Here is an 11,100-nt window from a genome sequence, read left to right as displayed (position 1 = left end):
ACAAATGAGCAATACGACTGAAGCGACTTTCGAGGGCAACATTGAGGCCCACCTGGCCTCCCACGGTTGGACGAGGGTGCCCTCCTCGTCCTATGAACGGGAGCTGGGGTTGTTCCCCGAAGAGGTCATCGCCTGGGTGCAGATGTCGCAACCGAAAGCGTGGAAGCAACTCGTCACCCGCCATGGCGGAGAGACCACCGCCAGGCAACGGTTCGTCAAAGTCGTCGCTGATGCGATCGATCACCGAGGAACGATCAGCGTCCTGCGGGGCAGGGTCAAGGACTCCGGTGTCACGGTGCGCATGTGCGCTTTCAAGCCGGCCAACACCCTCACACCAGAATTGGCTGACCAGTACGCCGCCAACCGCCTCGGTGTCATCCGGCAGCTGCACCACTCCGAGTCCAACCCGGGGTCATCACTCGACCTGACGTTGGCCGTCAACGGCATCCCCGTGGCGACGGCGGAGTTAAAGAACCCGTTGACGGGGCAGGGTCTTGAGCATGCAATGGCCCAATACCGCACTGACCGGAACCCGCATGACCGGATCTTCGCCAAACGCACCTTGGTCCACTTCGCGGTCGACCCGCACCAGGTCGCGATGACCACAAGCTTGGCAGGGCAAGACACGCGCTTCCTGCCCTTCAACCAGGGCTCCGCAGGTGCCGGACATCCCGGCACGTCGGGCAACCCGCCAAGTGGCGGGTACGACACGGCGTACCTGTGGGAGCAGGTGTGGGAACGCGGGGCCTGGCTGGAGCTGATCGAAAACTTCATCCACACCGAGGATGACCGGGTGATCTTCCCGCGTTTCCACCAATGGCACGCAGTCCGCTCGATTCTGGCCGCAACGTACGCGGCCGGCGCCGGAACCGACCGGCTGGTTATGCACTCGGCAGGATCGGGGAAGTCCAACACCATCGCATGGACGGCCCACTCCCTCTCCCGATTGCACGACGTTGCGGACCAGCCGATCTTCGACAAAGTCGTCGTCGTCACCGACCGCAGGATCCTGGACAAACAGCTCCAGGACACCGTCGCCGGACTAGACCACACTCCCGGCACAATCGTGAGCGTCGACAAGCACTCCAGCCAACTCAAGGAAGCCCTGGAAGGCCACGGGGCTCGCATCATCATCACAACCCTGCAGAAGTTCCCCGAGGTCGTGAAGGCAGCCGCGAAAGAGGCCGCCGACGGCGAGACGAAGGACGTAGCCGGGCGGAACTTCGCTGTCATCGTCGACGAGGCGCACTCCTCGACCTCGGGTGACTCCGTCAAGCAACTGAAAAAGGTCTTGTCCAGCGGCGAAGACGCCCTCACCGAGGCAGAAGCACTCGAAGCGGAAGCCGGGGCAGCTGCTTCGCCAGATGATGCGTTGTTGGAGTCGGCGCGCAACCGAGGGAAGCAGAAGAACCTGTCCTTCTTCGCCTTCACCGCCACCCCGAAACCCAAGACACTCGAGACATTCGGGCAGGCCAGTGGGGAAGGCACCCGGGTGCCCTTTCACACCTACTCAATGCGCCAGGCCATCGACGAGGGCTTTATCCTCGACGTGCTCGCGAATTACACGACGTATGCGACGTACTACAAACTCGCCACGAGCAGCCCGCTCCAGGACCCCGAGGTCGACTCGTCGAAGGGACGTGCTGCACTGGCGCGGTTCGCCTCCCTGCACCCATACATGATGGACGCCAAGGCCGAGGTCATCGTCGAGCACTTCCGGCAAAAGACCGCCCCGAAGATCGAAGGCTGTGCCAAGGCCATGGTCGTCACCCGCTCCCGGCTGCACGCAGTCCGCACGAAGCAAGCCATCGACAAGTACATCCGGCGCAAGGGCTACGACCAAGGCGCCCACCCTCTTCGCACGCTCGTGGCATTCTCAGGGACGCTGACCGATCCCGACGCGCCTGAGTTGGCATACACAGAGCAGATGCTCAACGGATTCTCCGAGACGCAGCTGCCCAAACGCTTCCGCGAGGACTTCCAAGTGCTCGTGGTCGCCGAGAAGTACCAGACCGGGTTCGACGAACCTCTGCTGCACACGATGTACGTCGATAAGAAACTCGCCGGAGTCAAGGCGGTGCAGACCCTCTCTCGCCTCAACCGCATCCACCCCGGCAAACAGGACACTTTCGTGCTCGACTTCGCGAACACGACCGAAGAAATCCAAGATGCGTTCGCCGACTTCTACGAGGAATCGATCGCCCAACCGACCGACCCAAACGTGCTCTACACATTGGAGCACGACCTGATGTCGGCCGGCGTGCTGTCCCCCGACGAAATGACGGCCCTGGCCGGAGCCGTGCTGTCCAACGACCCAACGCAGCAGTCACAGATCTACGCCAACCTCAACCCAGCCATCGGCCGGTTCATCTCCCTCCCGGAGGACGAGCAGGAAGACTTCCGCGGAAAGCTGACCGGCTACTGTCGCGCGTACGCCTTCGTCGCCCAGGTCATGCCGTGGACCGACGCCGAACTCGAGCGACTCTTCCTCTACGGGAAGCTCCTGCTCACCGAACTGCCCGCCCCTGACACCGACCCGATGCCGCAGCTGAGCAAGTCCGTGCTGCTCAGCCACCTGCGCCTAGCCATCACCAATGAAGGGAGCCTCGCTCTTGAGGCGTCCGAGGACCCGGGTGTCGCGTTGCCCGGCGAGGGGAAGGGCTCGGCAACGGAGCCAGTCCTTGACAAGCTGTCCGAGCTCATCGAGGTGATGAACGAGAAGTACGGCGCCAACCTCGACGAGAGTGACAAGATCTGGATCGATCAGCAGTGGACCGCCGTCATGGAAGATGACGACCTCAATGTGGTCGCGAATCACAATGACCGCGGCCAATACGACCTTGTCCTCACGGAGAAGGTCCAGGACGTTCTCCTCGACCGACACGAAAAGAACGGGGAGCTGACGACCCAGTTCTTCGTCAACCTGGACTTCCGGCAGATGCTGCTGGGGTATCTCGGTGGAACCTACGACGAGTTCAGGAAACAGGCCGACGTGACGCAGTGATCTGCCGAGCTTGACGACTGTAAGGGGCCACATTAGGGAGGCGTGACGTGCTCGTGGCCCCGGCGCCGGGCGAAACGATCAGGAGGAGTCAAGATGGGCTTTCAAGCAAAATTCGGTGGAACGTGCGCTAGTTGCCACAATCCCATCGAGCCGGGTCATGACATCAACACCTTTGGTATGACCGGGTCGAGCCAAGTCCCGCGTTACGAGCACGCCGATTGTCGTCCGCACCTCGACGTCACATGCAGCATCTGTGGCGACAAGTGGGCTACCTGCGGGTGCCCATAAACGGAGACGTAACTGCCACAAAGCAGATGTCAAGAATCATGTGGCAGTTCCACCTGTGGTGAACGCTTTCCCCGAGCCTTTTCCGATGTAAAGCGTTGAGCCCGATGGGGCTCATGTGTGGTCAGCTCGGCCGCTCGTTGCCAACGCATCCTCATTCGGGAACGTCGGTGCTGGGCGGGCAGCGGCCCCACCCTGGAGCCTGGGTCCCGTCCAGCTCGGCCAGTTTCAGCCGGTGCTGTTGCACCCGTGGGCGGAGCGTCAAGGGGCGCTCCGACATGCTCCGCTGCGCTCATCCCAACCTGACCAAGAGCTTCGCTCCCCGTGTCTGCGCTCCATGCCCTTGACCCACCGCCCACGAGCGCACCTGGTCGACGGTGGTCGAGGCGCCGTTCTGGACGCCTCGACCGTCCCGAACCCTCAGTACCGCCAGGAGCCACCCGACATGGGCCGATCACTCGCAGACCTCGCATCACTCGCCACCGATCCCGAGCTCGACCCGTTCGAGCGCATGTGCCACGCCGCAACCCTCACCAACCGAGCACACGCCGCCACCGCCGATCTCGCCCGGACGTGTGCCGCCCGGGGCGAGCAGACCCTGGAGGACCTGGGCAACGTGCTGGCCATGTCGGCCGAGGACGTAGGTCGCTTGGTCAGCCGAGAGCACATTCATCGAGGTGGTGCTCCCGCTCACTGAAATTCCCCAGTGTTGCTCGACGAAGTTCCTCACCCTGCCGGGTGGGTGAAGGCTAGTCGGGTGCTCCTTTGGTGAGGGTTTGGGTGCGGGCTTTGTGGGTGCGGAGCCGGTAGCTGTCGCCGTTGATGGTGATGGGGACGCAGCGATGGAGGAGCCGGTCGAGGAGGGCTGCTGCGATGGTGGTGTCGGCGAAGATGTGGCCCCAGTCAGTCACGCCCCGATTTGTTGTCAAAATGATGGAGCCGTTGAGGTAGCGCTGGGAGATGACTTGGAAGAGGGCGTTGGCGTCTTCGGCTGGCATGGGGAGGTAGCCGAGTTCGTCAACGATGAGGACGGTGGGTCCTTTGAAGAAGCGCATGGTGTTGGCCCAGCGTCCTTCGATGGCTGCTTTGCGGCAGCGGGCGGCGAGGTCGGCTGCGGTGGTGTAGTAGGTGCGGTAGCCGGCTTCGGCGGCTTTGTGACCGAGGCCGATGGCGAGGTGGGTTTTCCCGACGCCGGGTGGGCCGATGAGCATGATGTTGGTGGCGTCGTTGGTGTAGCGGCAGGTGGCGAGGTCTCGGATGAGTGCCTCGTCGATGGAGGGTTGGGCTGCGAAGTCGAAGTCTTCGATGCGCCATGGGGCCGGAAAGTTCGCGAACCGCATCCTGCCTTTGAGACGTCGTTCCTCGGTCGCTTCGACTTCGGTCCCGAGGAGTTGTTCGAGGAACTCGGTGTGGGACTGACCGGTTTTGGTGGCGTGGTCGAGCGCTGCCGGCAACGCCTCAGCGGTCGCTCCAAGGTTGAGGTAGGCGAGGTGGGACCTGAGTTGTTGGTAGGGGCTGGTAGTGGTGTTCATTGGTTGTTCTCCCAGTAGTTGAGTCGGGCGATTGCGTGTCCGAGGGTGTCGAGGAATCGGTCGGGCTGGTCACCGGCGAACAGGGTGAAGTCGGCCCAGACTTCGGGGTTGGCTTGGTGGAGCCAGTCGATGATCACCCGGTTGAGGAGCCGGATGTCTTCGATGTCGTCGGTGGGGATCGTGACCATGGGGGTGCCGGTGAAGTCGAAGCCCATCAGCTGGCCTCCCCGCCCTCGATGACACGCTGGTAGACGGCGAGGTCGATCACCGGGCTGGCAGCTGCCTGGTCGCCGACGATCTCTGCTGCGATCGCCAACGCGGCGTCAGAGGGTGGCCGGTTCGGTTTCGTAGGACAGGGCCGGTCGCTGTTGAACTCACCGAGCACGACCTTCTCCAACGCTGCGGTGTGCTCCGGGAGGCGGACGGTCCGGTGTGCGCCTCGTGGTGCGACCCGATGGGACACGACCAGGCTGCCGGCTGGGGACACGATGTCGAGGGTGTCGGACCCGAAACGCCAGCGGACACCAACGTCTGTGCCGACGAGGCCTGGTGGGGTCGAGTAGTGGTTGCCCCACACCGACACCAGCGCGTTGTCGGCGACTTTGCGGGTCACGGTCACGTCGGCTGGATAGGCGACCGGTGGCAAACCAAGGAGCTGTTCGGTGGCGGCGAGTTCGGCGACGGTGCTGGTGGTGCCATGCCGGCGGCGAAGGTCACCAACGTTGACCGAGAAGTCGTCGAGGGACACCTGTGCGGCCTCGAGGCTGTCGATGCGGGCGGTGCGCCACCAACGTTGGGTGATGAACTTGATCGTTGCCTCAACGACGCCTTTGCGGTTCCCGTGCCTCGGTGGGCACGGGTCAACACCGGCGCCGTAATGCTTCGCCACAGGGACGAAGGATCGCTGGACCCGAGCCGAGCCGGGGACGATCACCGTGGCCATCCGATCAACACGCCACCGTTTCGGGGTGCCACCCAACCGGCTCAGGATCTCGTGGATCCCGACGATCAGATGGGCCTGATCGTCACTGTCGGAGCACCAGGCCCTGAACTTGCCCGAATGGGACAGGGCGCCGACGAGGACGTAGAGCTTCGTGCCCCACGGGGTGTCGCCCAGCTCGAGCCAGTCCCACTGAATCTCTTCACCCGGCGGATGGTCAATGTCGACATGGGCGCGGCCTTTCGACGACGCGCACGCCTCACAATGCGGACGCAGATCCCGGGCCCGTAGGGCCCGGGTGAACGTCGGATAGGAACGTTCGAACCCCAACTCTGCGACCTCGACGAACAGAACGGTCGCCCACACATGCGGGTCATCGGTGAACCGCTGACGGACGTAGGGTTCGAACTGGTCGAACGGATCGACGGTTGTCTTCTGGCGGACGCCGGGCTGGCGTTCACCGTTCAAGTAGGCCTTGACCGTTTTGCGGTCGTGGCCAACATGGCGGGCAATGGCCGAGATCGACCACCCCCGCTTCCTCAGTGCTGTGATCTCCATGTCTTCCTCTGGTGTCAACATCAGAGCCGGGGTTCCTCTCGATTGCAGGTGTGGTCTTGGTCGACCACCAGCATTGAGAGGAACCCCACCCCTACGGATGGATACTCAGAGGGTGAGGAAATTCAGTAAGCAACTCCGGGGAGATTTACGTGAGCGTGGGCAGTGGCACCGGCTGAACGCCTGCGAGCACCCCGAGCGTGGCGCCGCTCGGGCGGTACCTACCCGATCCCCAACGTGGACACCGGAGCGCCTGGCCACTGAGCGCCACCTTCGAGCCCAATCCTGGCCCACTTCCGGACCCAACGTGACCATCAGCGCGACGTGGCCACGAAACGCCCAGGCCGGGCCCAATCCTGGCCCACTTCCGGCCCCAGCGTGACCACCGCAGTAGCTCTCGCCACAGCCGCCAGAGGCGGCTCGGGAACGGCGGTGACGTCTCTATAGCGAAAGGTCGTTCCCATGTCAGCCACGAACACCACCTGCGAAACCTCGAACTTCTCGATTGGTTCCGCTCCGACCGTCTGGGTTGGCGGCACCCCCAGCGTATGGATTGGATGCCTGTCGCATTTCAACGCCGGCGCCCTTGTTGGGGACTGGTTTGACGCCATCGACGCCGACGAGGTGACCGTCGCCGACGTCCACCGTGGCTCGGGTCGCGACGGTTCTCACTGCGAAGAACTGTGGGTGTTCGACCACGAGGGCATCCCCGTATCCGGGGAGATGAGCCCGCACGAGGCCGCCGAGTGGGCCAGGGCCCTCACCGGCGTGGATGAGCACCTGCGCCCAGCGCTGCGCCAGTGGGTCGCCTCTGGGGACTACGTCGCCGAAGGGACCGGTGACATGCCGTCCATCCCCGACTTCGAGGACCGCTACTGTGGCGAATGGAACTCCTTCCGGGAGTACTCCGAGCAGCTGGCTGACGACATCGGCCTGCTGAATGACGCACCCGAGGAGCTCGCCCGGTACTTCAACTGGGACGCCTGGACCCGGGATCTCGCCTTCGACTTCACCACCGCACCCGCCCAGGCCGGCGGCGTCTTCGTCTTTCGAAGTCTTTGAAGACGAGGACGACTGCACCGTGCGCAGAATCCAGCGTTCGTTGCCACGCCAGGTGCTTGGTTGGTGGGTGCTGACACGACTCTCACCCGGAAAACCTCACCCCATACGAACCTGGATGAATCGGAGACCCTGCTGCCCTATCCGCCACCAGGCTCAAGACCGGGAAACGGCTGGCGAACTCCAGCGGGGCCTCCGAGGTGCACAGGACGGGCCGTGCCCGTGGATGGCCGTAGGCAACCCGTACAGCCGCTACCAAGCAGGCGACTGCCGAGCGCGCTCCGATGACCGGTGACGAGCGATGGTCGCTACCGGTGATCATCCCTCCATCCCGGCGACTTGAACGGCGAACAGAAGAACACCATAATTCGGCGCCGTCCCTCCTAATCCGCCCCCACAACCAACACGATCTAAAGGAGATGCGCCGGGTTGACCGGCGCCACCAGACCATGCGCCAGACCAAACTCGCCACCACGCTTGCAGCCCTAGGCTCAGTAGCCGTTCTCGCGCTCACCGGATGCTCAAGCGAAGCGGCTGACGACAGCAATACCAACGACCCACCGGCTCGGGATATCCAGGCTGAGAGGGAAGCCGCAGAAGGCGCCACCACGACCGAGACCGCCCAATCGTCCGTCGAGGACTTCGCTGTCGGCGAGCCCTTCGGCGATGCCGCATGGGCGGTCAAGTTCGAAGATGCGACGGCGGAGGTGAACATTCGTTCAGATCGGCTCATCGTTTACACGTCAAACACTATTCGGGCGTACACCCCCGATGGCAAAGAGGACTGGTCGCGCGAAGTTCCCGGTGACACTGAGGTCTGGGTGCTCGACGAGACAGTCGCGACTCTTGAGGAAGTCACGAGCGAAGGATCGGGGCTTGACCAGGACCAAACAGCCGAGAGGATAACTCTGCTGTCGCAGAAGGACGGCTCTGTAGTCGCCGAAAAGGACGTCGCCCGCCACTCCACCAGTGTCGATAGGTACGGCGTGATCGTTTTCGGTTCTCAGGACGTTTTCGATGATGAGCAGTCAGCGCTCACCGAGGATGGACGGACTATCGACCATGAGCCTCAAGACTCCGACTCGGAGGGGGGACCAGTTTCCGTAGGTGGAACACCGATTGATCCGTCTCTCAAACCGAGCACGGCGTTCTTAGCGAATATTCTCGCAATAGATCGCAAGCAGGGGCTATCGGTTCTCGAGCTGACCCCATTGCCTTACGGAGAGTCGGCGCCCCCCATTTACGTCGTGGATACCAAGACCGGCCAGGTCGTCTACGAACTTCAGTGCCCCGACCTCCTATCCACGGGGGAGATGATCGCTCGCAACAGCCCCAACGGCAGGTACGGGGTCGCAGGCCCCTTTTGGATGTCAGGGACCGAGGGAAAGTGCTTTGGTGGAGGCGACGGTCAGAAGACGATCGAGTTCAGTGCTGTCGATGACAACGGCACTGCCTACGGCGAGACCGACGAAGGGGAATTGGTGGTCATCACTAAGGGTGGCGAGCCTGAAGTCTCCGACGCACCTGTGCCAATTGGGGTTATGGACGGCAACATTGCTATTCACATCGACGGAGAGAAGGGGGCAGGCTTTTGGTTCGATTCGACAATCACCGCTAATCCCATCAAATAGCCTGCTCGGATCACCGAACACCTGAAACAACCGCGGGCCGTGCACCTGAAGAAGAGTAGGAGCTGGCGGTAGCTGCCTGCTCCACAACACCGCGCCACACTGAGGACCCCCTGGGCATCAGCCTCGGGGGTCCTTCTTTTCACGACCATGCCACTCACCAGAAGCTCCCATCGTCACGCTCCGAGCTCAGGCTCGTCTTCGTTCTCCGTCTGATCGCCGTGGTCGTCACGCAGTTCAGGTAGCCTGCGCAGCCGTTCTCCTGCATCGGTCTTCGACTTCTTCCGTTCCGGCTCGACGGTCGCCTGCGCCTCCTGCAGCTCGACGGCACTCTTCTGTTGCTCGGCCTGCTCGTCGTCCCCGTGGACCTCTGACGGGCGCGAGACGCCGTCGGAGTGCTCCTCCAGCTCTTCGGTGGTGTCAGGTTCATTCAACGACCCAGAAGCCTCCTGAGGCGCTTCCTGGGCTCGCTGCTCGGACTGCTCGATCCGACGGCGGAGTTCGCGCTCGCCGGCGGTCTGCGGCTTGCCGAGGGCCTGCCACGACGCTATGGCAGCAACCACCGTCTCCTCGTCCAAGCCAGACGACATCATGTCGTTCCTGCTGGCCTCGCGGTCGCCGTACTTGGCGAGCATGTCGTTGATGATCACAAGATCGGCCAACTTGGGGTCCGGCTTCGCGATTGCCGCCTCCGGGGAGTCCCGTATGTCGAGGTTCCCTTCGGGCCGACGCTGCCCCTCCTTCGTCGGGCCCTTTGCCTCGAACGTCGCTGTGGGCGTGGCCTGGGTCTGACTCTTGGTCTTCTCGGTCTCCCAGTCATCCATCCAGCGGTGCAGCACATCTTGATCGCCGGGGCGATCGCGCACCCTGCCTCGCTCCAGCAGGAGTTCCGCCACCGTCGTGTTCTCCTCGCTCGCCCAGTCGCCGAGCCAAGCATCCAAACGCTCTTCTTGCACCATCCGGGCGACGGTGTCCCGAGCCTGGGTGAGTTCCTGGTCGGTCGTCACCGTCAGGGGCTTCGGTGCGCCCGCGGCCGGCGGCTCAGGCCGCCGCGCACGTGGCAGCCCGGCGGCAATGGCATCGGCCTGCGAGACCACGTTGTCGTACATGTAGAGCTCACCGAGCGTCGCCCCCGTCACGTTCGTCGCCATGCTGGCGACCCGGTAGCTCAGATGGCGCACTTTCGGCGCCTTACCGCGGTGCCAGCCGGGCTCGATGACCTCAACACCGCCCTCGGCCATGACCGTCTTGAAACCGTCGAGATCCACGCAACGAGGGTCATCCATCGCCGCCCAGAAGGCCTCCCGAATGCGATCGTGGTTGCTCACCTCGCCCTTGGATGCCTTTCGGCGATCCGTCGTCGACCGCTTCTCGCTCTTCTGCTCCCGCACTGGAGGAAGCCTTTGTGTCAGCCCCCATTCCGCTCCTCGCTCGGCGATCCAGGCATCTTGGCGTTCACGAACACGGTTGATATCGGTCAGCGCACCGCTCACCTTCGATCCTGGCTCCCAGACCTTGCCGTCGACTTCCATCCGCGCAAACACAACGGCGTTGCCGACACCGTGAACATGGAACTTGCCACGCTTCTCGCCGCTCTCCTGATCCGGCGTCATGCCATCGCCGTCGGCCTGTCCCACCAGCTTCATCTGAAGTCCCGGGTAGAGCTCGCGAAACATCGTCGTCAGACCCCTGAATGCACGGGCGACCTGCTCTGGGTCGTCCGGGTTCACCTCGTCGAGTCCAAGGGACACGATGTAGTGCACGGCCTCGTTCTCCTTGACTACCGCCCCCTCACGGCGGACATGAGTCGCCTCCTCCTCCTCGTCCGTCGCCACCACCCAATACCGTCGACCGCTAGGCCGGCTACGACGCACGTAGACGGCCAACTCGCCATCGTCGGGGAGGACGTACTTGGCGGGCGACTTCCGCTTCGCACCCTGCTTGCCGTGGCGATGGCGGTGAGCCGCAAACTCCCTTACAGCTGTCTCCACTCGACAGTGCTGCCCTGCAGTGTGCAGGACACGCTCTTTGGTGGCGTTCGGCTTTTGTTTGGTGGTGTAGGCCAACAGCCGAGCCGCCTCGGGCGTGCTACCTATC

At 63.3% G+C, this 11,100-nt stretch carries 8 protein-coding genes; 4 read left to right on the top strand and 4 right to left on the bottom strand.

What is annotated here, in order from left to right; translation table 11 throughout:
* Window positions 1-4 precede the first annotated feature (4 nt).
* Together PKD89_RS14815 and PKD89_RS14810 are read left to right on the top strand one after the other, a co-directional pair.
* Window positions 5-3,004: a type I restriction endonuclease subunit R gene (locus PKD89_RS14815; RefSeq protein ID WP_289010485.1), complete on the top strand. Its 3,000-nt coding sequence runs from the start codon at window positions 5-7 to the stop codon at window positions 3,002-3,004.
* Between the two features lie 730 nt (window positions 3,005-3,734).
* On the top strand, window positions 3,735-3,986 hold the full coding sequence (locus PKD89_RS14810) for a hypothetical protein (protein ID WP_289010484.1): 252 nt from the start codon (window positions 3,735-3,737) through the stop codon (window positions 3,984-3,986).
* Window positions 3,987-4,038: 52 nt separating this feature from the next.
* On the opposite strand, the gene istB is transcribed toward PKD89_RS14810, so the two are convergent.
* From istB to PKD89_RS14795, 3 genes are read right to left on the bottom strand one after another with little or no spacing between them, the layout of a single operon-like run.
* Complete coding sequence (gene istB / locus PKD89_RS14805; protein ID WP_289010483.1) at window positions 4,039-4,821, bottom strand: IS21-like element helper ATPase IstB; 783 nt, start codon at window positions 4,819-4,821, stop codon at window positions 4,039-4,041.
* Entirely contained in the window at window positions 4,818-5,036 is a 219-nt protein-coding gene (locus tag PKD89_RS14800; RefSeq protein ID WP_287390560.1) for a hypothetical protein, read from the bottom strand. The genes istB and PKD89_RS14800 overlap by 4 nt, the downstream gene beginning before the upstream one ends.
* Window positions 5,036-6,319 carry a Mu transposase domain-containing protein gene (locus tag PKD89_RS14795; protein ID WP_324332514.1) on the bottom strand — a complete coding sequence of 428 codons (1,284 nt, stop codon included), beginning with the start codon at window positions 6,317-6,319 and terminating at the stop codon, window positions 5,036-5,038. Before PKD89_RS14795 ends, PKD89_RS14800 begins: the two co-directional genes overlap by 1 nt.
* A 459-nt stretch (window positions 6,320-6,778) precedes the next feature.
* On the opposite strand from PKD89_RS14795, the gene PKD89_RS14790 reads away from it, so the two are divergent.
* Both PKD89_RS14790 and PKD89_RS14785 read left to right on the top strand, forming a co-directional pair.
* Window positions 6,779-7,378, top strand: a complete 600-nt coding sequence (locus tag PKD89_RS14790; RefSeq protein ID WP_289010481.1) for an antirestriction protein ArdA — start codon at window positions 6,779-6,781, stop codon at window positions 7,376-7,378.
* 281 nt (window positions 7,379-7,659) lie between these two features.
* Window positions 7,660-9,006, top strand: coding sequence for a hypothetical protein (locus tag PKD89_RS14785; protein ID WP_289010480.1), 1,347 nt, complete (start codon window positions 7,660-7,662; stop codon window positions 9,004-9,006).
* Between the two features lie 173 nt (window positions 9,007-9,179).
* On the opposite strand, the gene PKD89_RS14780 is transcribed toward PKD89_RS14785, so the two are convergent.
* Window positions 9,180-10,838, bottom strand: a complete 1,659-nt coding sequence (locus PKD89_RS14780) for a hypothetical protein (RefSeq protein WP_289010479.1) — start codon at window positions 10,836-10,838, stop codon at window positions 9,180-9,182.
* Window positions 10,839-11,100 lie beyond the last annotated feature (262 nt).

Origin of the sequence: Candidatus Neomicrothrix sp. (assembly GCF_035329545.1) — a bacterium.
Classification (GTDB): Bacteria; Actinomycetota; Acidimicrobiia; order Acidimicrobiales; family Microtrichaceae; genus Microthrix; species Microthrix subdominans.
Note: the sequence above shows the minus strand (reverse complement) of the source record. Positions and strands in the feature narration are given on the sequence as shown.

Coding starts and splice junctions, on each gene's coding strand:
- PKD89_RS14785 (WP_289010480.1), top strand. CDS start 7,660: ATGACCGGTGACGAGCGATGGTCGCTACCGGTGATCATCCCTCCATCC.
- PKD89_RS14795 (WP_324332514.1), bottom strand. CDS start 6,319: ATGGAGATCACAGCACTGAGGAAGCGGGGGTGGTCGATCTCGGCCATT.
- PKD89_RS14790 (WP_289010481.1), top strand. CDS start 6,779: ATGTCAGCCACGAACACCACCTGCGAAACCTCGAACTTCTCGATTGGT.
- PKD89_RS14810 (WP_289010484.1), top strand. CDS start 3,735: ATGGGCCGATCACTCGCAGACCTCGCATCACTCGCCACCGATCCCGAG.
- istB (WP_289010483.1), bottom strand. CDS start 4,821: ATGAACACCACTACCAGCCCCTACCAACAACTCAGGTCCCACCTCGCC.
- PKD89_RS14800 (WP_287390560.1), bottom strand. CDS start 5,036: ATGGGCTTCGACTTCACCGGCACCCCCATGGTCACGATCCCCACCGAC.
- PKD89_RS14815 (WP_289010485.1), top strand. CDS start 5: ATGAGCAATACGACTGAAGCGACTTTCGAGGGCAACATTGAGGCCCAC.